The organism is Pseudomonadales bacterium, assembly GCA_041395945.1.
In the GTDB taxonomy this organism is placed as follows: domain Bacteria; phylum Pseudomonadota; class Gammaproteobacteria; order Pseudomonadales; family Azotimanducaceae; genus SZUA-309.
In genome coordinates this window covers 3494968-3516258 of record JAWKZN010000001.1, presented here as the reverse complement: position 1 = coordinate 3516258, position 21291 = coordinate 3494968, and the positions used below count along the sequence as shown (strand labels likewise).

Genomic DNA, 21291 nt, shown 5'->3' with positions numbered 1-21291 from the left:
CGCACGGACAGGAGCCTGGAAGACTGTGAAAGCAATCACTTATTCGACCTACGGACCCCCTGAAGTCCTGGGCCTGACCGAGGTAACCAGGCCGGAACCTGAGCAGGGCGAAGTTCTGATTCGGGTGTGTGCCGCTGAGGCGACCAAAGCAGACTGTGAGATGCGCAGTTTCAGATACGCGGTGAAGTGGTTCTGGCTGCCATTACGGATCGCATTGGGAATAACAAAACCCCGGCGGCAGATTCTCGGCGGGTATTTTTCGGGAGAAATAGAATCGCTTGGAGCAGGGGTCACAGATTTCGAGCCTGGTGATCGGGTGTTCGGGACGACCCGGTTGCGGCTGGGCGCATACGGCGAGTACGTCGTCCTGCCTGCCAGTTACGCCATTGCTGCGAAGCCGCGGAACATGAGTTTCGTCGAAGCCGCGGCAGTCCCTCTTGGTGGGCTCAACGCGCTGCATTTCATGCGTCTTGCTGAAATCAGATCCGGCGAAACCGTTCTGGTCAATGGCGCGGGTGGCAGTATCGGTGCGCACGCGGTGCAGATAGCGAAGTCCATGGGTGCGAAAGTGACAGCGGTGGATCGGGGCTTCAAGGAGACCGCCGTGCGCGGGTTCGGCGCCGATGACTTTATCGATTTCGAGAAAGAACCTCTGAATGCCAGGGGTGCTGGATACGATGTCATCTTCGATATGGTTCCAACCAGTTCCTACAGCGCCTGTATCAGAATGCTCAACCCGGGTGGGCGTTATCTGGCAGGCAACCCCCGCCTGTCAGTGATGCTGAGGTGTCTGATTACCAACTGGTTTACCGACAGGACGGCCAGTTTTGCGTTTGCTGCAGAAACAAAGGCGGCTCTTTCAGAGCTCAGAACGATGATTGAGCAGGGGAAGATCGGATCGATTGTTGATCAGGTATTTCCGATGTCGCGGGCGAGTGAGGCACATAGGCGGGTGGAGACAGAACACCGACTTGGAGCGTGTGTCATTCAAATGGGAGAGTAGAGGCTGAAGCTCACCACTCGGATCGGATTGCCTGGCCTGGATACACGTCGGGCACGATCACCCCATCTCGCACGACACTCTGACCACTGACAAGGGTATGAATCATACCGGCAGAGGTTCGCTCGGGCACTGAGCAGGTGCCCTGATCCAGAGTCATTTTCTGCATGGCCAGCAGCACTGGCAGCGCCATCCCGTCCCGCACGTAGTGGCCGAGCACCCGGGCATAGGTGCCCGCACTGCGGGGATGTAAAAAAGTCACCGATGAATGGCAACCTGTCACTGGCGACCACGACATCGGGTTGCGCCACCAGCCAGGTGCTGGTGTCTTCATCGCGTCCGTGGAGGATCACACATCCCCCGTGTGCGTGGGAGATCCCGGAGATCGAACCGGAACCCCGGATGGAGTACCCGCCCTCAACCCTTGTCACTCAGTGTGGCGCCCTCGGCAACCGTCGCGCGTGAAACGCCAGGTCGAGAACTGGTTGGAGTCCCGGCCTGCGAACGGAAAACCGCCGAAGTCACCGCCATCGGCAAAGAGTGCTGTCCCGCCCCGATTGACCATGACGAGACCTGGCAGCACGGTGTCGGGCGGCAACCCGTAGGGCTCGGCATCGAGCGCCAGGTACCAGATACCCGTGGGATCAGGCGGGCGACGCGCGTCCGCGGTAGACGGCACGCCGGTGGTGATGAGCATGAGAACTAGCAGCAAGGGCAGCAGGGGTCGGATTTTCATGGTTCAGGCTTCACGGCAATTGAAGAAAGCTCAGCGTAGAACGCGAACGGGCCTGCAGACCTGGGGAAAAGCTCGGCGAAACCGCCGCAACAGCAGTGGGGGCGTCTCAGTCTGCGTCCGGCAGACCGATCCCCGCGGCGAGTTGGGCGAAGCGGGACGTTCTCCGCACCGTCTCGAAGGACGGCGCCATCTGCACGAAGTCGATCTGCATCAGATCACCCTCGGCGATGGCGTCCTCGAGCACGGAGGTCGACTCGTCGATACGTCCGGAAAGGCTCAGCAGCCGGGCGGTGACCCGCGGCGATACGTAGCGGTTTTCCGCACGGCGGTGCAGGCAGGTCGCGGCGTCGCTGAGCGCGGCTCCTGGGTCCGGTCGGGCGAGCAGAGCGGACATCTCGGCATCGGCTGCCCACACACGGCGTTCCCACTCGAGCGCCCGGGGATCGGCTCGCAGCCAGAACAGGTCTGCCGCGAGTTCCAGGGCTGGATGAAACGACGCATTCAGCTCCAGCATGCGGTGCACCTCGGATTCCGACTCCTCGTAGCGCTGCCAGCTCGACAGGCACAGCGCGCGGGCCAGGCTAACGGGTGGTGCCAGAGGATCCAGCTGTCGCGCCGTATCGATGGCCGCCAGCGCCGCGGGATCGCGCACCGTGCCCAGCACCAGACCCAGCAGGATGTGAGCGTGCGCAAGGCTCGGGTTGATTGCGATCGCCTGCTCCAGATTCTGCAGGCTGCCCCGCCAGTCGTGGCGGCAGTGGAAGCGGAACGCGCCTTCCAGCATTGCGGCTTCGGCGCTACCTGGTGCCAGACGCCGGCACCTGTCGAGCGCCTCCCGAAGCGGAGCTCAAATCTCCGTGGCGGACCGAACACCCCAGTAGCCGTAGGCGCCCCAGACGTCTGCGATCGCCGCATGGGCGGCGGCGAAACCGGGGCTATGTGCGATTGCCGACTCGAAGCAGGCAATCGCGCGGGGGAACTCGTCGGGGTCGAATTTGTAGAAGTGGAATCGGCCACGCAGGTAGTCATCGACTGCTTCCGCTCTGGCCCTGCCTTCGGGAGGACCGGCCAACCTGAAAGCCGGTTCCTGGGATACTTCGCCGACGATACCGAGCGCGACCTCGTTCTGCCAGCTCACGAGATCCGCGAGGGTGACGCTGTCGGTTTGAGACCAGCGGCACGTGCCGTCACCGGTATCGATGAGCCGAACCGCCACAGCGGCCCGTCCGGGCACGAGCGAGCTGATCGATCCCTCCACGAGATAATCGAGTCCGAGCTCGCGGGTGATCTGCCCGAGCTGCTTACCGCGTTCGCGAAGAGCCATAGCGGAGTGGCGGGAAAGGACGCGTAGAACTCGATGCGCGCCGAGCGAGCTGATCAGCAGGTCGGTGACGCCATCGGCGAGGTAGCTCTGTTCGGAATCGCCGGTGAGATTGTCGAGAGGCAGGATGGCGATCAGCGGCCTGGCCGCGGTAGTTGGTGCGATCAGGCGGTAGCCGCGCTTGGGAATGGTTTCGAGCACCCGGGGCTGTCGCCGAACGCTCTGCGTAGCGCCGATACGGCGGTTTCCAGCGTACTGTCGCTGACGAAGCGATGCGGCCAGACATTTTCCAGGATCTGGTCGCGGCTCAGTACCTGGTTCGGATGTGTGGCGAAATACACGAGCAGGTCCATGACTCGCGGCTCGAGTTTCTGCGCGCGCGTTCCCTTCGAGATGGTGTTGCGGCCAGGCGCGATCAGCCAGCCGTCGACTCGAAATTCGTCCACCCGAAAACGGTAGCACTTTGGGAGCGGCTGAGCAGCCCGCTACAGCGTAGCCACATCTGCTTCCAGATGCTCGCCACTCGGATCCGCCCGCGATTCCTCCGCCAGCCACCCGGATTACCATCAGATCGCCTGTCTGCCAGCGCAACGTGAGCCACCAGGGCTTCAAGCCGACTGAACAACGTTGGAGGCCTCCCTGCCGACGGGGACGGCTGATCTTCGCCCTGGACGACGATCTATCTCCACCGCAGCAGGTCATCCCGAAGGATCGGATTCACTTTCGGATTGTGGGAATCTCCTCACCCTGGTGTAAGGTTCTACCAGCAGATATCAGGTGGCGGCCTGCTGACGGACGGAGATGCACGGCAATGCAGAGCAGAAAAGCAACCAGCCCGCTCGTATGCGTCTGCAGCTTCACGCTGATGCTGCTCCTGGCTATATCCAGTCCCGCAGCGATCGGACAAGACAAAGACACCGCACCACCAGACCCGCTGGAGGGCTACAAGGCTCGAATCGTTTTCTACGGCGACAACACGCGATTCGTCGGGCTGCTCGGTGGCGCCTGGCGGCCGAAACTGAATATCAATGGGCGCAATGTGACCACGCCCTACGGCGTCAATGTCACGTTCTACATGGACGTTGAACCAGGTCCGATCGAAATCCGTTCGCCCACAGACCTGAAGCTCACCGCGATCGCAATTCCTGGCGAGCCCCTTTACGTGCGCATGGAGCCACGAAAGGACCTTTCAGCCCGTCAGACATACACCCTGGATCTGACCGAGATCGATTCGACCACAGGTAAACGGATCGCAGATCGATTCAAGTTCAAAGGAGCCGCGCAATGGGCCGATTGAGTTGTCCAGACGCATCCCGCCGCCGCTTCCTGGTCGCCGCGGGCACGTTGTACGTCGGGCTGCAGACACCCATTGCGATGGCCGCCAGGTCTTCACTGCACATCGCAGTGATGCGCGGCAACCTCAAACGCATTGACCGTCTGATTGACAAAGGATACGACGTGAATGGGCGCGATGGTGCCGGCGAGTATCCACTGCATTTCGGCATCTACAATGGAAACGTAGAGGCCGTCAGGAAACTGCTCGCTGCTGGCGCTCTGGTGGACGTGCCCGATCGCCGCTCAGGCGTCAGCGCGCTCACGATTGCGGCCTACCAAGGCGATGCACCCATGGTCTCGCTTCTGCTCGAACACGGCGCCAACATCGACTTCGTACAGGCGACCGGCACTGATCCCAGTGAGCAAAAAGGCGTGCTCGCCATTCCCGCGCCCTTACGGCGGCAGATACCGTCACCCCCTCTACTCGCTGCGATCGAAGCCGGGCATGAGGACATGGTCGAGTTCCTGCTTGAACGGGGTGCCAATGCCGATGCAACGGACCGACAGGGTCAGAACGCTCTGATTCTCGCTTGCCGCAACGGCAGAGTAGCACTGGCGCAAATGCTCATCGAAAGAGGCGCCTCAGTGAACTTTGTCTCACCTCAAGGAATGACGCCCCTGAACATGGCGCTGCTGGCCAGACAAAAGCCAATGGTCCGTCTACTCGTCGACCATGGCGCCGACCTTGAGCTGTCAGGACCCAACGGAATCACTCCGGCCCGCAACGCGCGCGCCTGGGACGACCCGGAGATTCTCAGTATTTTCCAGTCCCGCGGGATTGCCTTCGAGGACTAGGGTCTGGAGTTTGTAGAGTTCCCGCGCTTGCTCAGAGTGTGATCAGGCACCAGACCGATCCGGGCGGATCAGCAATTCAAGCGATCAATCCCAGTGTTCGGTAGGTAAAGTGTCCCGCAACTCCGTCAGGTTCGATCCCCCGGGCTTTCTGCCAGGCTATGAGAGCAACTTCGGTGCCCTTCCCGAAACGCCCATCCACATGAATCCTCAACGCTTCCTGCAGTTTACGTACCCACAGCCCTCTGGAGCCTTTCCTGGCTAGGCGGTAGTTCACTGAAGGAGTCACCGCTGACGGCTTCAATCCCGCTATGGTCATTGCCGTGTTGCGCACGCTTTCGATGCGTCTGTTCCAGCCTTTGCCGAAGGTGTCCCGCGTAGGCAGGCTTTGAAGAAAGGTTAATCGGCGATCACAGACACCGTCGGCCACCTGGGCCGGTTCATTTTCTCTAAGTCTGTCCAGTGTCTTCGGGCCGATGCTGGCATCCTGCCTCGTTCAGACTGAAGCCCGTAGCCACCTGATGCTGTGTCCGGGGCCGGAATTCACAGCGGCGTCGAAAACTGCATAGTCGACTCCGGAAGGTAACCTGTCGCACTGACATACATCCCAATAGCCGGCCCGATAGATCCGTTCGAGTTCCTTGTCAGAGTTATTTTTCAGCTCATTCTTGTCTTGCTTTGCACCGAAGTGGCGGCGATAGGTTGCCAGGGTGACGCCTTTCATCGTCGCGCCCCCGGGATCTCGCGGGTGATCAGCCCAGCCGCCTTCGTGCAGCAGTGCATGCTACAGTGATTCTCTGAATTTTTCCTTCATGACGAGATCTCCAGTGGACAAGACAGCTTCGGTGCCCCGATTGGCATTGGCTGTCGTATTCTTTGAATAGACTTTCGGCAAGTACTGAGGAAACCTGATACTTCCTGTTTGAATTGTAAACCCGCAGATTTTTGACTCCTGCCGGAAGAAGTGCAGGGTCCGGCGCGCTTAGGAAAATGGGAACAGAAGGATATTTGATTTGGGATGTACGCAACTTGATGTCAGGATTTCCGGCGAAGACTCCGGACACTGTACGGTGAAGTACAGTTCGCCATTGATCGACAGAGAGTCAACGCTCCTCCGAATTGCGCTGCCTGCTGACATAGAAGCAGCAGTGCTCAGTTTGAATAAGGGTATTGCGAGCCCTCTGCCTGAAAGTGCCTCGAGTTTGAAATCAATCGGCCAGCAGATGTTTGAGAGTCTGTTCCATGGCACGAATAGAGCACTTCTGCATGCGCATATTGAAGCGATGCCGCCAGATGATTTTTTGCGTTTGAATTTTGTTCTGGATGCCAGTACCGCGAATCTGGACGTACTTCACCGCCTGCCTTGGGAGGCGCTCTATGATGAGTTAGAGGCGAAATTTCTGATCATGGACGAACGAATTTCAATTACTCGCACTGTGGTTCCGGATGAGATGCACAAACGTACCGCTGTGCAATTGCCTCTTCGTGTTCTCGTCGTGATGGCAAGCCCCAAAGATCGGGAGTGGCTGAATCTGGAAGATGAAAGGCGCGAAATTGAAGAATCATGGGCGTCCTGTCCAGGTATTGGAGTTGAATACCTGGAACATGCCTCGATAGCCGATTTCCGGCGTCTGCTGCGCGCAGGCAATGTTCACGTTCTCCACTTCATGGGACATGGCGAATTCGATCCTGGAACAGGCAATGGTGCACTGGTCTTTGAACATCCGCTAACAGGAGCCTCGGACCTGCTTTCCAGTTCTGATCTGGGCGAATTGATTCGTGAACAACCTGCACTTCAGCTCGCCTACCTGAATGCCTGCAACACGGGCATTACGGGTCGAGGATCCGATGATCAGAAGTTTTCAGGTCTGGCGGCATCCCTTGTGATCGCAGGAGTACCAGCAGTATTGGCAATGCAGTTCAAGGTTACCGATGAATTTGCCATTTTTTTTGCCGAGGAATTCTACCTTCGACTGACTCAGGAACTGCCCGTTGATCGAGCTGTCGGTGGGGCCCGACAAGCCTTATCACAGGATACGGAAACTATTCTGGAATGGACGACGCCGGTGCTCTACACGCGAGTCCCTGACGGCGTGCTTTTTGATTTTGAACTCGTTTATGATTTTTCAGCTCACTGACCCGACCACGAGCTCGCCCGCAGGTAGTGAGAAGTGGATGCCAGGCTGGGCACCGATCAGCCCGGCTGCTGCCGGGCATAGGCCCCGGGAGCGATTTCGCATAAGTCGACGTGCTTTGCAATCGCCTTTGCCAGACCGGCATCGCGCAGACCCTCGGCAACGACGATTGCATAGCGTCTGTTGCCCTGTGAACTGCTCTGGGTGGACATGACCTTAAATCGGTAATCAGGGAAAGCTGCGTCCAGGTTTCGCGCCCGCTGCTCCGCTTCGCCACTGCTGGCGCCGATCGGGAGCGTCTCTGCAAACACATGCCAGGTTCCAGGCTCAGTGTTACCGACAAATGCAGATTGCCACTCCGCGCTATCGTAATCGAGCTTGCACGGATCCAACCAGACTTCGAAATGCAACGGGCGTATGTCTGTAGAGCTTTCGAATCCCTCCATGTAACTGAGGTTCCAGGCAACATCCGGCATGCCAGACTGCAGAGTAGCCATTATCTTCTGAGCTTCCGCCGACTCTGCTCTTCGAAAATACCGTAACTGAGACTGTTTCGGCCCGTAATCCACCAGAATTGAAGTATCAGGGACAACAATGCCCGCTTCTGAAAGTTTTCCTGCCAGCCTGCCGGCAAGACGATTCTGCAGGATCGAGCGAATATGGATGTAAACGCGCGCCGGCAGTGGCTTTTCCAGTTCCACCTGAGCTTCGCTGTAGTCACGCGCTTCTACTTTCTGTTTGACGGAAGACAGTTTGTCTTCGAGCCCCTGGATTTCCAGAAGCAGGCCGTCCTTGTTAGCTCGAAGTATGTTTGCCTCGGACTCCAGGAAATCGCGGGTATTCTCAAGTTTCTCTATCTCCTTTGTCTTTAGTTCAAGCTCCTGTGACTTCAACGTTATGTCCTTTGAAATCGAGCGAATCTGCTCTTCTAGAGGAGATAATCGCGTAGCGCTGTAGTAGACACTTCCGACAAGAAACGCGACGCCCAGCACCACAAAGATGAGTGAATAAATGGACCCTTTACGGAGTTCTTCGAAGGCCTGGTTCACATCTATCTGCTTCTCGCTCATTCCGATCTCCTTCGAATGAGCTCTTCTATAAGCCCGAATGCCCTGTTGAAAAACCAGGTGGTACGTGCGGATGAGGCGGTGATCAGACCCGTGCTTCCAAAAATCATAACCAGTAGCTTTGTGTCAATATCGGTTGCCTGGAACAACACGTATGCGATGTAGATCAGCAGCAGAAAAGCAAACACAGTGAGGGTCAGATAGACGTATCGTTCCACCACGAACATGCGCAACAGCCGCTCCAATGCGTCGAGCGCGCCGTCCAATTGGTCGTTCCTTTTTTTCATCGGATTTCCCGTCGGATGCCCTTATCCGGACGCCCTTGTTAGCGGCAGGCAGATGAATACCACATCTGGATTCCTATTGCTGCTGGCTGTTCCATTCATCCTATTTCGCATCGGATGGGAAAAACTCGCAATTTGCCGATGCCCCTGTAGCGCTCGGAGCTGCCGTTATGCGTGTGCCGCGCAAAGTTTGCGTTCAGCTGTGACAGCACGGTTTGTTGATCCCGCAATATCCTGCGATATCGTAACGCATTGCTTCCGCACTGACTCCGATCATTCCCCCGCCACCTGACAGCGGGCATGCATAAGCATCGAAGAGCCCCCTGGGCACTGTGACTATTCTGATCAACAATGCCGGTATTCCCGAGTACACCTGCGCGACCCGGTTGTCGCTCGTTGACATGGATCGAATGATTGAAACCAATTCGCGAGGGCTGTTCGCGCGCAGTTGCCGGGTGGGTGAGCGGCTCATTGCGGCCGGCAATGCCGAACGTATCGTCAATATTGCTTCGATAATGGCATTCGACCATTCGCTCGACAATGCAGCGTATTGGCACCGGCAAGTTGATCCGCTGCGCCGATGGGTATGGCAAAGGCCGAACGCCACTCTCGGAGGTGCCAATGATCCAGCGTACCCTCATCTCTGCCGCCTGCCTTGCCATCTTCGCCCTGTGCAATGCCACTCCTGTGTCTGCAGCCGGCAAAGGCGGTGGCGACACGGGTGCCATCAATAACAGGCCAGCGGTGCCACGTTCCCCGAAGACATGGCGAAAGCCTGCTACCGGGACGGCGTCCGGCAGAAGGAGCGTGCCTGGAAGCAGGAAGAGAAAGCCGCCAAGGAAAAAAAAGACAGAGCACGCGACAAGGCGCTGGCCCAGGCACAGAAGTCCTACAAGAAAGCGGTGGACTATCAGATCAAAGCACTGCAGATCCTTCCCACCCACAACGAGGCGGCCAACGAACTCGGTTATGCGTTGCGCGAAACCGGCGACTACAAGCGCGCGATCGGCGCCTACAACCTCGCGCTCGAGCTGAAGCCGGACTTCTGGCAGGCCTTGGAGTATCGGGGCGAGGCTCTGCTGGCCATGGGCTTTTTCGGTGAAACGAAAGAAGCCCATATGACCCTGTTTCGCGAAGAACAGGATCTCGCGGTGGAACTGATGACCGCGATCCGCACCTGTCCGGCACCTACAGTTGCGCCAGCTGCCATGACCCATCGCAACACTTTACCGACGGGCTGCCCAGGGCGATCGGCGCAACCGGGGCCACACTGCAGCACAATACCCCCACCCTGCTGAACAGTGCCGACAACGCGAGCTTCGGCTTGACGGACACCGGTCTGGAATCCCTCGAGCGCCAGCACCTGGTGCCGCTCACCAACAACGATTCTGTAGAGAGGGGATTCGATGCAGCGGTACTTGCTGGTTTGAACAAGGATGCAAAGATGCGCCAGGCTTTTGCCGCGGCATTCGGTTCACCAGAAATCACCCTGAGCGCCGTCGCCCCGTGCACTGGTAAGCTACGTGCGCACACTGATATGCGGCGGCAGCGCCTTCGACCGCCTGCTCTTCGACAACGACCAGAGCGCGCTCGATGAGTCCGCTCTGCACGGACTGGCGCTCTTCACCTCACCGCGTCTCCGCTGCACGGAATGCCATGCGGGATTCAACCTGTCCGGACCCATCCATCATGCTGTTGGTGGCGCAGCGGCCAGTTTCCATCACACGGGTGTCAGTGAGAGCGGCGAGGCTTATCGCGCACCGACGCTGCGGTTTCTGCGTTTCACGCCACCCCATATGCACGACGGCAGTCAGGCGACGCTTGAAACGGTGCTCGCATTTTATGAACGGGGTGGTGGGCCCGGACCCTCGGAGCTCACACCCTTTGTGCTCACAGACGCCGAGCGGCGGGATCTGATCGCCTTTCTGAATCAGCTTTGAGGGACGGCCCGCGTCTGCTGACGCGTGCAGGAGAAGCAGATGCAGGCCAAGTTGCAAAAACTGCTGAGGACTCAAGCCGACAGCGGCTTCTCCAGCAGGTCAAATCCAACTCTGGGAACATATCCGCGGCGCAGATAGAAACGTCGGGCGTCCGCATTCTGCGCCCCCAACTGCAGGGAGATGCTCGTGCACCCCGCCTCTGTGCAGATTCGTTCAGCCTCTTCAAGCAGTTCAAGGCCGACACCTCCGCTGCGCCAGTTGGCCGCCACGTAAAACTCATCCACTTCCGCTGTCAGACCCTTGTGTTCCAGGCTGAAAACGAAGACGACGAGCAGGTAACCAACCGTACAATCATCTGATCGAGCCACCAGTCCAATCCCGAGGGATTCCTCAGCGCTGAACCGCTCAAGCAAAGTGGTGATTGCCGGGCGGCTATAGCCGCCGATCTTCTCGAACCTCCAATACTGCTCCACGAGTCCGGCCACTGCATCGGCATCGGCCGGAGTCATTTTCTCAACAGCAATTGGCATGGCGAATAGTCCTGCGGGAACGCGGGGACGAAATACCGGATCGAGTGGCCGCGCGTCTATCTCTCATCAGCCTCCCCAAGAAACTCCGTCCCGGCTTTTACGAAGGAGATCGGATTTCCGAAGGGGTCGAGTGCGTAAAACATCGTCTCCCCCCAGGGCATCGAGTCGATTTCGGTCACCTTCTCTGCACCGGCACCGAGGCAGCGGTCGTGCGCGGCCTCGAGATCGGCAACAGAGAAATACACATACTGCAGCGGGTGCTGCCGCCACTGCTCACCATAACGGGGTGCGTCGCCATCGTCTTTCGGTGAGTAGCAGGCGAGTACGGCACCGCCAGCGCTGCCACCGCCAAAGTAGTGTCGTCCTGGAGATACACGTCGACCCGGTTCGCCCAGCACGACTGAGTAGAATTTTGCCGCGACCTCGATGTCCCGTACCGGAACGATGACCCGATAGAGCGTCATGCCACCTCCTTTCTCATTTCCGCTGCTGCTGCGTTCCGCCATCCACCAGGCCCAGACGCTCATCTGATCGCGCCTTGCGGCAGCGCGAGCAATGGCACTGACCGATGCAGCTGACTTTACCGTCGATTTCGGAGGTAACGCTTCCACACAGACAGCTGCCCGAAAGCATAGATGCCCCTTGAGCAATCAACGCATCGTAGCAGCAGGATCCAGACGCAGGATGTCCCGGAGCGGAGGAAATCCCATGAGGAACCTGACAACCAGCGGAAGGGGGTGAGTGGCAGCCACCCGCTCGAATTCCTCCCCACCCACATGCACCGCCGTGTAATCCCCCGCGACGCCGCCGATGTTTACTCGAACTTGAGGGTTCTTGAGGGCGCGCTCGTACCAGCCACGGGTCCAGTGGTGGGCGCTGACATACAGACGTCCGTCCGTTTCAAAACTTGCCAGCATCCGATCCAGAGGTTTACCCGAGTCATCGGTTGTGGTGAGTACCAACATGGGAATCCCGCCCTCTTCGAACGACGGTTGCATCGTGCCGAGGTAGCCCGCTTCGAACACCACCACAAACACCACATAGACAGCGAGGATGCCGCCCAGCCATTTCAGCAACTTCATTCAATCACTCCTGATTTCTCCAGACTCATACTGATTTTCATGCATGACTCAGCGCTCACCTATCCCAGCCGAAGCCCAGCGAAGCGATGGTGAAGCCCAGCCGGCAGGCGCCAGCCTCACGAAGGATTGGCCGAATCGCCAAGTGCACTTTAGGTCCTGGCAACCTTCCAGCAAAAAAAATCTGCTCAGTTGTAGTCTCGTTCCGCTATCGGAAACGCCATAAACTGCGGAGCCTCGCCCCCAATGTGGTCCCAGGGTGCCTTCGAGCCAACAAAGATGTGCATTTCGATTTCGACACCGGGATCACCATTCGCACAGCCCAGAGTGGGACCATGCACCTCTCCGCGCCGAAGACCGCAGAGAGTGGAACCACAGTTGCTGCAGAACCCAATCGACCACTCACCGTTCGAGTTGTAGGTGGCAGGCTCCCTCTTCGCCGTCCACCGGATGCTGCACCCCGGCACGAGTTCCGCATAGGCGGAAGCGGCACCACTGAAGGCCTTTCGACACCGCGAGCAATGGCACGATCGCTCGCGGTCGAGCGAACCCGCCAATTCGTAGGATGTTTCCGCGCAGAAGCGCTCGCCCGTTATCATCGCTTGCTCCTGTAATCCTGCAGTGGACGGTCTGGCCGCGTCGACAATCCGTTCTCGAGACAGGCGCCGCCAATGACGGATGCGAGCGGTACTTCGACAACACCCCACACTGCCGTGATCCAGGCGATCGTCGTATTGATACAGTCTGCCATCAGAAGTCCCAGCAGGACCCAGATCCAGTTAATGAAGGCCACGAACCCGCCCGTGATGACGGCAGTATATCGAGAAGCTCCGTATCTGGGCCGGACTCTGTGTGATAGAGAGAAATTCATACCAGCCACCTGATCCAGTGAAGTGCGGTCTTCAACCCATAGGCAATGAAGAGATGGGTGCCATATTCTGCACAGCCGATGTATCAGACTGCAGAAAACCTCCAAGAAGGATGCTTGCGGATTCTAGACAGGGAAGGAAGGCATAGGCAGGCACCCGTAGCTTTCCAACGCGAATTCGCGCGAACCAGTCGGCATCCAGACCAGTGCCAGGACTGTAGAAGAGCGCGCCCCGGAGATTCAACCAATGCAGCTCTGAATGCTCGAATCCATAAATCTGCGACGCCAGACCAATCCAGCCGATTAACGCAATCAACCTGATTGTTGGAGACGGTCATGCCTCCGCCGCGAACAACCAGCCAACCGCATCACGCAAGATGGCCACTGTATCTGCGATACTTGACCCATGATGGATGCGCATAGCCCACCCAGTGACGCGATCCGGGCGAGGCGGACGGTCACCTGGTTTCTGACGATCCTGCTGGTGCACACGATTCCGGTGCCCTTTTTTGCCATCCAGGTCGCCGGGCTCGTGCCGGCGATCGGGCTGCTGGCGCTCGGTGTCGGCAGCCTCATCGAACTCAGCCCGGAGGCGGTGTCCCTGGGCATGTTCGCGCTGCTGCCGGGACTGGTGTTCAGCGTTGTTCTGTGGGCACTGTCAGCCTTCGCCGCACGGCGCATCCTGGCGCGTGCAAGGCTTGTGCCGCTGACTCTGGCCGTGATCGCGCTGATCTGTGTGGGCATGGCGCTGCTGCCGGTTTATGCAATGGGCGGTCACGGCGCCACCGCCCACTCGAATCTGTTCGGTCTGCTGGCGGATTTCTCACGCTACCGGGGCTTTGTGATCGGGTATCTGGCGGCAACTGCCGGGGTGCTCGGCGCTTTGCTGCTCGAATTACAGGGTGCTCATTGGCCGCGATTCATCCTCAACCGCTGGATGTCTACCTCTGCACTGCTGGCACTCGCGGGTGGGTTGATATGGAGCAATCATGCGCTGCTGGTCTGCAGGCCCCTGGCGCTGCAGGGCTACGCGTGGGCCCAGTACTGTGTTGGCGTGGCCGTCCTGCCGAAAGAGAATGTCACCGGCGGTCATAACCCCTGGCTCGATTCACCCGGCGAGCGGTCGTGGCTGGAAATGGCGGCCGCTCAAGGGCACACCGGCGCGTTGCGGTTACTGGCAGCCAACACCTACGTTCGGGACGGCAAGGAGCGCTGGTTGCGGCCGCTCGCCGAAGCGGGCGACGCAGAAGCCCAGTTCCAGCTCTATCGACTGTTGGTGAAACAGGATGCACCACCCGAGCGCATCGCCGAAGGCTACCGCTGGGTCAGACTTTCTGCTCAGGCCCTCTACCCTGAAGCGGTCGAACATCTCGCCTATCTCAGCAACAGTGATCAGATCCTTGCACCTGAGGAACTGCGGCAGCTCATCGAGCGGGCCGCGGAAGCGGGGATGTCGTTTGCTCAGTTCATTGTTGCGGGTTGGCTGGACAACCCGTTGCATCCCGATTACGACCAGGCAGCCGCACGACGCGCGTACCAACGATTGGCCAGGGATGCGGATACCGAACAGCTGCGTCTGGGAGCAACGGATCGGCTTCGCGACATTGCAGCAACCGAGCTGGCACTGGCCGAGGCCGACCCAGAGGTGCTCTACCATGAGGCGCGCAGGCGCCTGGATAAACTGGCGCAGGAAAGCACGCGCCGGGAGGGCATGCGGCTCCTCGAGCGTGCAGCGGCAGCGGGTCAGCTGGATGCGCTGAAGGATCTGCTGCATGTCTGGGAACACGGTGGCTACGGATTGCCTGCGGCGCCCGAGCGGGCGGTTGAATACATTGCGCACCACGCCGCGGCCGGACAGATCGAGGCCATGGAACTCATCGCAGAGGGATACTTCCGCGGTGAACACGGGTTCGAGATCGATTACGCGCTGGCCCGTGAGTGGATCGACAAGCTCATCATTCACTACGAGCAAAGTGGTGAGCAACGGCTGGTCGAGAATCTCAAGCGTTATCGGGATCAGATCGACCGGAAAAGTGCAGGTATGACCTTGCGGCCAGTACCCGAGTTGCTCGAACTCGGACGCCGAGGCGATGCCGAGAGTGCGTATCAGGCGGCGTGGCAACTCGCGCTGCATCCTTCGCGCAACGCTCAGATGATCGAACTTTACGAGAGGGCCGCGCAATCAGGTCATGCCGGTGCACACTACGAGTTGTATCGATTGCTGGCATCCGACGTTGAGCAATATCCTAGCGCGCTGTCGCATCTGCGCACGGCTGCGGCAGGCGGGTTGAGGAACGCGCAGAATCAGACGTTTGCGAAACAAGCGGAAGGCAGCACGAGCCAGCGACTGAAAGTGCGCAGCCTGATTGATCGAAGATCAGACAGTGCGCTCGAAGGGGCGTGATTCGGGATCTGCGGCTGCTAGTTCAGCTCCGGCCCGAACACGCTGGTCTCCAGAATGCAACGCCACCGGCCATCGCTGTCCTTGCGCCAGATGCAGACATAATGACCGCCCCGTTCGACTACCTCTCCTGATGGCAGGGGCAGGGTCATCGTAAATGGCCCGGACGTGTAACCCAGCTCACCGGATTCGGCGACCTGTATGTCCGCTGCTTTCCAGGTCAGGCGGAAACCCTTCCGGGAGCGATTCTGTCGGACCAGGGCTTCGATGGCGGCCTTGCCCCGGACCGGTGGCGCTCCGGGAAAGTAATTGACGGCGTCGTCTGCCCAGAAGGTCAGGATCTCATCAACGTTACCGGCCGCTGCGGCCGTCGACCATGCCGCATCCGCGGCCTTCAAGCGATCGATTTCACTGTGCATCTCCGCTCCCCAGATTGCGGGTGTCACCACGGACATCAGGCCTAAGAGCATCACGCGTATCCCGTGAAGCATGGGATTCTCCCTTTGAACCGGGTCCTGATTGTGGCGGGAACTGTGCTGGAGCAGATCGCAGAGATCAGTGATCTGGCGGATTCAGCATCTACGGGTTATCTGTGATGCGGTGCCGGGACGTGGTGAGCACGTGGGCGATTGCTTCCGACCGGCTGGTTACTCCCAGTTTGCCGAAGATGTTGGTCAGATGGCGGATGACGGTGTTCACGCTGATCGAAAGCTGGGTGGCGATGGATTGATTGGAAGCGCCCGTAACGAGGAGCGAGACGACTTCGTTTTCCCGCCGGGTCAGCTCAGGCAGGATGACCGTGGACGGCGCTGCCGTTCCCAGGAAATCTTTGATTACCCGGATGGCGCCCTCACCCGGCACACCGGTATCGCTGTCAATGGCGCGCAGTTCGGCGTTGCGGATGAATGAGGCGAGTTCCTGACTGCGCTCGGCGTTCACGAGCTGATTGGCTTGATCATAGAGCACGAGCGTCTTCGCGCGAACCTGACTGACAATCGGCCGCACGTCCCAGGTCTTTCTCGCGTCAAGGTACTGGAGGAAGCGCGGCTGAGAGCTGGCCGCGCGCAGTACCTCAGCCCAGGTTCTTGCGGCGGGACCATCCTGCCATCCGAGTGCGGCCTGGGAAATCGATTCGGTGAACAGCTGCCAGTCAGACGCCGCGAGGCCAAGAACGGCTTTCATCCGTGCCTGACCACCGTGACGTGCATGGTCGGTGAAGCTGTTCCAGAGCACGAGGTGCGAAACCCGCTCCGGGTATCGGGCGGCAAAGACGATTGCAGGCAGTCCTCCGGTGATTCGACCGAACAGGGCGAACTGGTCCAGATGCAGCGCATCCACCACCGTGAGAATGTCGCTGGCTAATGAGTCCAGCGAGAAGTCGCCAGTCTGATCGCTGGACAGACCGCAACCGTTGTTGTCGAAACGAATCAGGCGATGACGCTGTGTAATCGCCTGGCACCAGCGTCTGACAGCAGGCAGTTGCCACTCCAGATGCAGGTGACTCATCTGAATGTGGGGAACCTCGATCAGCGCAGGCCCCCGTCCCAGACTCATCAGGGCGATTCGTCTGCCGTCTTTGCCGTGGGCGTACCGCACGGGCGGGGACGTACCGGTCATGATACCCCTCCTGTCCTGTCGCGGACCGCCAGTATACGTGCGTGCGGAGGTCCGTGCCTGAAGCCCGACGGGACGATGCATTGTCTGTGGGAGCCACCCACTGGCCATGGAGCGGGTACAACCGGGCAGTGACCGATCCAGAGATCGAGCAGTGAACGCGGAACTATCCCGTCGCCTCCGCCAGTTCCCCGACAAGCCGCGAGAAATCGCGGGCTGACTGATTTCCGGAAAGGCTTGCGTTTGCAGCCGCACTGGCGAGACTGGCCTGCTGAACTAATGCACGAGGAATCAACATGAAAGCTGCCGTCTACTACCAGACTGGAAATCCATCCGTACTCCAGTACGAAGACGTTGCGGACCCGGAATGCCGCCCCAAGGGTGTCCTGATAGAAGTCAAGGCCATCGGCATCCAGGGCGGAGATACGCTCAACCGGCTGGGCGGCATGATGGCGTCCAAACCCCACGTGGTCGGCTACCAGGCAGCTGGGATCATCCGTGAGATCGGCAACCAGGTGACTGACCGCAAGGTCGGAGACCGGGTGGTAGCGACCATGGCGTTCGGCTCCCACGCCGAGCTGGTTTCGGTTGCTGCATCCGCAAGCTACCTCCTGCCGGACTCCCTGGATCTTGAGCTTGCCGCTGGTGTGCCGATCGAGTTCGGTACCGCTGCGGATTGCCTGTTCGAGTTTGGTGATCTCAAGAAAGGCGAAACAGTACTGATCCAGGCCGGTGGCGGCGGCGTTGGTCTTGCTGCCATCCAGCTCGCCAAACGTGCCGGTGCCACAGTGCTGGCGACCGCTTCCAGCGACGAGAAGCTGAACAGGCTGCGCGATTTTGGTCTGGACCACGGCATCAACTACAAGACCGAAGATTTCGTCGCCCGTACCAGGGAGCTCACGGAGGGTCGCGGTGCTGATCTGATTGTAGATTCTGTGGGCGGCAGGACGCTTGAAGGCAGTGTCAGTGCGCTGGCCTATCGCGGCCGAATCAGCTGGGTTGGCAATGCCGGGCGCGAAGGCCCGGCCAATCTTGGTGGGCTTGGTCTGAAGAACGCCCGTGTCACGGGAGTGTTCCTGGGTGCAGAAATGGGAGCCAACCCGGCGCGGTGCAGGAAGATGATCGAAGGCCTGCTCGCGGATGTCGCAAAGGGGGAGCTCCAGGTGGTGATCGATCAGAAGTTTTCGCTGCGAGATGCCAGTGCGGCGCATGCGTATATAGAAGGTCGGGGATCGTTTGGTCGTGTGCTGCTGGTGCCGTAACACGGTTGCTGCGCGTGGCGGATGATTGACACCTCAGCGCGCCGGGTCGCAGGCAGATCACTTGCCGAAGCGTCGCTGTTCGTTCACCATCGCCCGTTCTGGAGCACTGCCTGCGCGGGCTGCAGGTAACGACATCATGGAGAGGAAAGGAATGAGAACAACATCGATCATCGCTGCGTCCGCAGTGAGCCTGCTGCTTGCGAACGGAATCACGGCCCAGGAAGGGCCGACGCCGGAACAGCAGGCGGTCACGGCCACCGAGAACAGACAGGCGGTCTTCAAGCTGCTCGGCGTGCACATGGGTCCGATCGTCGGAATGGCGAGGGGCTCTGTGCCATTCGATGCCGCCCTCGCGGAGCGTAATGCCAGGCGCATCGCCATGCTGGCGCCAATGATTCCCGAGCGGCTGGGTGCGATGGACACGCGTGAATTCGACGTGGAGACCGAGGCGCTGCCCGGGATCTGGGACAACATGGACGACTTCTCGGAGAAGGCCGCCGCCCTGGCAGATGCGGCCAACACCTTCGCCGGATTGGCCGCGACCGGCGACCAGGCAGCCACTCTGGGCGGTCTGCGCGCGTTCGGCGGCACCTGCGGCAACTGCCACGACTCGTACAGGGTCGATTCCGACTGACGCACCCGATAGGCTGCGTGAAATCGAGCGCTAGCGGCGGATGAAGAACGCCGCCAGCGCCTTCTGATCGTCGCTCGTGAGTCGGCTGGTGTTGTGCTCGACCACGGGTTCCATCTTACCGCCGACGAACTCGCCGTCCGGTTTCAGGCCCAGCGACAGCAGCAGGACAAAGTCCTGGGCTGACCAGTCGGCGAGCGCTGGGGCATCAATGGCTTCCACCTCTCCGTCGGGCAGTACGCCACCCGCAAACTCCCGCCGAAGGTCCGGGATGCCGAGCCCGTTTCTCGGGGTGTGACACTCACCGCAGTGACCCAGATGCCGGGCCAGATAGGCGCCACGGGCCAGGAGTGGTTCGTCTTCCTCCGGCGGCTCGGGGTTCAGCAGGGACGCGAGCAGATTCCAGCCCGCGATCGTCCAGCGGAACAACCAGGGCGGCAGCTCATGCGCCGGCGCGCTGAATTCCACCGGGGGCAGAGACTTGAGATAGGCGGCGATATCCAGCACGTCCTGATCCTTCATCCCGGCATAGGCCGGGTAGGGGAAGGCCGGATAGTAGAACCCGCCGTCCGGAGCGCGTCCGTGCCTGAGGGCCAGCAGGAAATCCGCCCCTGTCCAGCCGCCGATGCCGGTTTCGTTGTCCGGCGTGATGTTGGGCGCGTAGAACGTGCCGAAGTCCGATTCCAGGGCCAGCCCGCCGCTCAGCGAATCCGCGTGCGCCGTGCCTTCGTGGCAGCTCACGCAGCCTCCGGCGGCCACCAGATAGCGCCCGCGCTCGACCGCTGCCGGTGAATCCGGTACCTCGGGATTGCCTACCTCGGGCGCAGCGAACAGGCACCACAGGGCGGCGAGCACCAACCCCACCGCGATCAGAATGAACCCAGTTCTCGGCATTGTTATCCGCTCGCCCCATCGTCGCCATGATGACTGGCGACATTAGAGCTTCGTGGCTGGGGCTGTCCACCGCCATGGGCGTGGGGCCCGATTGGAAAGCGGATGCCCCGCCAGGGAGGGCAGGATCACCAGCCAGCGCCAGCCTGGCTCCCGGTAACTCATGATCACTGGCATCCACGGGAAACTCCTCACGAAGCCAGCCCTGCGGCGCCGCGAAATGCCGTCGGCGTCATGCCTGTTTCGCGCTTGAACGCGGTGTAGAACGACGATCGGGAGTTGAAACCCACGTCGAAGGCAATGTCGAGAATCGTCTCTTCTCCCTTCAGCACCCGCGCCTTCGCCGCGCCGATGCGCCAGTGGTTCACGTAGTCGAAAAAGCACTGGCCGATAGTTTCGTTCAGCGTCTGGGAAACGTAGTTCGGAGTCACCGCCACGTGCGCTGACAGGTCTCGCAGCGAGAGATTCGGATCCCGGTAAAGATGGTCATTGCCCATGGCGGCTGCGATTTTGTCGGCAATTCGGCGCGATTGCTCCGGCGCCAGAGCCGAGCGCTCGTACTTGCGTGTGGCCACCGCCTCAGCCGCTGTATCTGCAGCCTCGTGATGATCAAACTGGCTGATGAATCCCGGCTGCTGGCGCAGACCCCAGATCGACAGTACCCAGACGATGGCGAGAGCAATGGCGGCCTCAACGGTCTCGGACGTAATATCGACCCCGTACCCGAGTTCAGCCACCACCGACGCCAGCGTGACCAGCCAGTAGCCGCCGACGATCAACACCAGCCAGCTGAGCCAGCGCAGTTCGAGATGTTCAGTACTCGCGAATACGTCCCGCAGACGGCGTCGATAGACCACCAGGCGGCGGACGATGGCGGGGATGTACAGGCCGATCTGCACGATGCCGGCGAGTGTCATCAGCACATAGGCCATCAGGGCGAAAAACGGATGTGCAGTTGCGGCCTCCAGGTTTCCCTCCAGCAGTTGCTGTTTGCTGTCGAGCGGCAGCGCAGCGACCAGTACCGCGGTCAGCAGCCCCAGCAACGCCGGCAAGAAATGCCGCAGATCCCGTGGTGCCAGCGACCAGTCCGTCTCGGCTGTGAGGCCAACCACGTAGAACCACAGGCAGGGGGCGCCTGTGAGCAGTGCCGGGATCCCGAGCACTGCGAGGTGAACTGCCACCGTAGAGCCCAGGGACAGCGCCACCGGGCCGGCGTCGGTTACCGCATTTACGATAAAGAATCCTGTCAGAAACAGATACACGGGTCGCCGCGGGCTCCGCGCGAAGACCAGCGTGGCCGCCAGCGCGGACTGTCCCACCAGGGCGGCCGAAAGGGCCACGGCAATCGGGTCGGGAGCGGTCGCAATGTCCATGACCGTCAAATTGGCAAGGCACGCTCAGGGCG

25 protein-coding genes are annotated in these 21291 nt (G+C 60.0%); 9 read left to right on the top strand and 16 right to left on the bottom strand.

From position 1 onward, the window contains the following. Window positions 1-25: 25 nt before the first annotated feature. Window positions 26-1003 (top strand): NAD(P)-dependent alcohol dehydrogenase, encoded by a 978-nt coding sequence (locus tag R3E82_16180; GenBank protein ID MEZ5552424.1) that lies wholly within the window; start codon window positions 26-28, stop codon window positions 1001-1003. 10 nt (window positions 1004-1013) lie between these two features. On the opposite strand, the gene R3E82_16175 is transcribed toward R3E82_16180, so the two are convergent. The 5 genes from R3E82_16175 to R3E82_16155 all read right to left on the bottom strand — a co-directional run bounded on the left by R3E82_16175 (window position 1014) and on the right by R3E82_16155 (window position 3503). Beyond that, window positions 1014-1262: a hypothetical protein gene (locus R3E82_16175; GenBank protein MEZ5552423.1), complete on the bottom strand. Its 249-nt coding sequence runs from the start codon at window positions 1260-1262 to the stop codon at window positions 1014-1016. Window positions 1263-1427: 165 nt separating this feature from the next. After that, window positions 1428-1736 carry a hypothetical protein gene (locus R3E82_16170; protein ID MEZ5552422.1) on the bottom strand — a complete coding sequence of 103 codons (309 nt, stop codon included), beginning with the start codon at window positions 1734-1736 and terminating at the stop codon, window positions 1428-1430. A 106-nt stretch (window positions 1737-1842) separates the two neighbouring features. Beyond that, complete coding sequence (locus tag R3E82_16165) at window positions 1843-2520, bottom strand: hypothetical protein (GenBank protein MEZ5552421.1); 678 nt, start codon at window positions 2518-2520, stop codon at window positions 1843-1845. Between the two features lie 63 nt (window positions 2521-2583). After that, the gene (locus R3E82_16160; protein MEZ5552420.1) at window positions 2584-3258 is read right to left on the bottom strand and encodes a hypothetical protein; all 675 of its coding nucleotides are present in this window, start codon (window positions 3256-3258) and stop codon (window positions 2584-2586) included. Then, window positions 3222-3503, bottom strand: a complete 282-nt coding sequence (locus tag R3E82_16155; GenBank protein ID MEZ5552419.1) for a winged helix-turn-helix domain-containing protein — start codon at window positions 3501-3503, stop codon at window positions 3222-3224. The genes R3E82_16160 and R3E82_16155 overlap by 37 nt, the downstream gene beginning before the upstream one ends. Window positions 3504-3868: 365 nt before the next feature. Here R3E82_16155 and R3E82_16150 point away from each other — a divergent pair, with 365 nt between their 5' ends. Together R3E82_16150 and R3E82_16145 are read left to right on the top strand one after the other, a co-directional pair. After that, window positions 3869-4354, top strand: coding sequence for a hypothetical protein (locus R3E82_16150; GenBank protein MEZ5552418.1), 486 nt, complete (start codon window positions 3869-3871; stop codon window positions 4352-4354). Next, a complete protein-coding gene (locus tag R3E82_16145) occupies window positions 4342-5187 on the top strand; it encodes an ankyrin repeat domain-containing protein (GenBank protein ID MEZ5552417.1) in 846 nt (281 codons plus the stop codon). The genes R3E82_16150 and R3E82_16145 overlap by 13 nt, the downstream gene beginning before the upstream one ends. Before the next feature lie 76 nt (window positions 5188-5263). Here the strand turns inward: R3E82_16145 and R3E82_16140 are convergent, their stop codons facing one another. Both R3E82_16140 and R3E82_16135 read right to left on the bottom strand, forming a co-directional pair. Further along, window positions 5264-5614 (bottom strand): peptidoglycan-binding protein, encoded by a 351-nt coding sequence (locus tag R3E82_16140; GenBank protein ID MEZ5552416.1) that lies wholly within the window; start codon window positions 5612-5614, stop codon window positions 5264-5266. A gap of 66 nt (window positions 5615-5680) precedes the next feature. Continuing rightward, window positions 5681-5959 carry a glycosyl hydrolase 108 family protein gene (locus R3E82_16135; GenBank protein ID MEZ5552415.1) on the bottom strand — a complete coding sequence of 93 codons (279 nt, stop codon included), beginning with the start codon at window positions 5957-5959 and terminating at the stop codon, window positions 5681-5683. A gap of 295 nt (window positions 5960-6254) precedes the next feature. Between R3E82_16135 and R3E82_16130 the strand changes: the two genes are divergently transcribed. Then, window positions 6255-7322, top strand: coding sequence for a CHAT domain-containing protein (locus R3E82_16130; protein MEZ5552414.1), 1068 nt, complete (start codon window positions 6255-6257; stop codon window positions 7320-7322). A gap of 56 nt (window positions 7323-7378) precedes the next feature. Here the strand turns inward: R3E82_16130 and R3E82_16125 are convergent, their stop codons facing one another. Both R3E82_16125 and R3E82_16120 read right to left on the bottom strand, forming a co-directional pair. Beyond that, entirely contained in the window at window positions 7379-8389 is a 1011-nt protein-coding gene (locus tag R3E82_16125; protein MEZ5552413.1) for a hypothetical protein, read from the bottom strand. Next, a complete protein-coding gene (locus R3E82_16120) occupies window positions 8386-8673 on the bottom strand; it encodes a hypothetical protein (protein ID MEZ5552412.1) in 288 nt (95 codons plus the stop codon). Before R3E82_16120 ends, R3E82_16125 begins: the two co-directional genes overlap by 4 nt. Before the next feature lie 761 nt (window positions 8674-9434). On the opposite strand from R3E82_16120, the gene R3E82_16115 reads away from it, so the two are divergent. Continuing rightward, window positions 9435-9968, top strand: coding sequence for a tetratricopeptide repeat protein (locus R3E82_16115; GenBank protein MEZ5552411.1), 534 nt, complete (start codon window positions 9435-9437; stop codon window positions 9966-9968). Window positions 9969-10193: 225 nt separating this feature from the next. Continuing rightward, a complete protein-coding gene (locus R3E82_16110) occupies window positions 10194-10610 on the top strand; it encodes a hypothetical protein (protein ID MEZ5552410.1) in 417 nt (138 codons plus the stop codon). 71 nt (window positions 10611-10681) lie between these two features. Here the strand turns inward: R3E82_16110 and R3E82_16105 are convergent, their stop codons facing one another. The 3 genes from R3E82_16105 to R3E82_16095 form a co-directional block, all read right to left on the bottom strand. Then, window positions 10682-11140 (bottom strand): GNAT family N-acetyltransferase, encoded by a 459-nt coding sequence (locus R3E82_16105; protein ID MEZ5552409.1) that lies wholly within the window; start codon window positions 11138-11140, stop codon window positions 10682-10684. A 56-nt stretch (window positions 11141-11196) separates the two neighbouring features. Beyond that, a complete protein-coding gene (locus R3E82_16100; protein MEZ5552408.1) occupies window positions 11197-11667 on the bottom strand; it encodes a VOC family protein in 471 nt (156 codons plus the stop codon). Window positions 11668-11790: 123 nt separating this feature from the next. Continuing rightward, complete coding sequence (locus R3E82_16095) at window positions 11791-12222, bottom strand: nitroreductase/quinone reductase family protein (protein ID MEZ5552407.1); 432 nt, start codon at window positions 12220-12222, stop codon at window positions 11791-11793. A 1271-nt stretch (window positions 12223-13493) separates the two neighbouring features. Between R3E82_16095 and R3E82_16090 the strand changes: the two genes are divergently transcribed. Continuing rightward, window positions 13494-15491 carry a hypothetical protein gene (locus tag R3E82_16090; protein ID MEZ5552406.1) on the top strand — a complete coding sequence of 666 codons (1998 nt, stop codon included), beginning with the start codon at window positions 13494-13496 and terminating at the stop codon, window positions 15489-15491. Between the two features lie 17 nt (window positions 15492-15508). Here the strand turns inward: R3E82_16090 and R3E82_16085 are convergent, their stop codons facing one another. Continuing rightward, window positions 15509-15979, bottom strand: coding sequence for a DUF4440 domain-containing protein (locus R3E82_16085; GenBank protein ID MEZ5552405.1), 471 nt, complete (start codon window positions 15977-15979; stop codon window positions 15509-15511). 88 nt (window positions 15980-16067) lie between these two features. Next, window positions 16068-17105: an alpha/beta fold hydrolase gene (locus R3E82_16080; GenBank protein MEZ5552404.1), complete on the bottom strand. Its 1038-nt coding sequence runs from the start codon at window positions 17103-17105 to the stop codon at window positions 16068-16070. Window positions 17106-17398: 293 nt separating this feature from the next. On the opposite strand from R3E82_16080, the gene R3E82_16075 reads away from it, so the two are divergent. Both R3E82_16075 and R3E82_16070 read left to right on the top strand, forming a co-directional pair. Further along, a complete protein-coding gene (locus tag R3E82_16075) occupies window positions 17399-18364 on the top strand; it encodes a zinc-binding alcohol dehydrogenase family protein (GenBank protein ID MEZ5552403.1) in 966 nt (321 codons plus the stop codon). A 151-nt stretch (window positions 18365-18515) separates the two neighbouring features. Further along, complete coding sequence (locus R3E82_16070) at window positions 18516-18998, top strand: cytochrome c (protein MEZ5552402.1); 483 nt, start codon at window positions 18516-18518, stop codon at window positions 18996-18998. 30 nt (window positions 18999-19028) lie between these two features. On the opposite strand, the gene R3E82_16065 is transcribed toward R3E82_16070, so the two are convergent. Both R3E82_16065 and R3E82_16060 read right to left on the bottom strand, forming a co-directional pair. Further along, entirely contained in the window at window positions 19029-19889 is an 861-nt protein-coding gene (locus R3E82_16065; protein MEZ5552401.1) for a cytochrome c, read from the bottom strand. A gap of 188 nt (window positions 19890-20077) precedes the next feature. Further along, window positions 20078-21259 (bottom strand): helix-turn-helix transcriptional regulator, encoded by a 1182-nt coding sequence (locus R3E82_16060; GenBank protein MEZ5552400.1) that lies wholly within the window; start codon window positions 21257-21259, stop codon window positions 20078-20080. Window positions 21260-21291 lie beyond the last annotated feature (32 nt).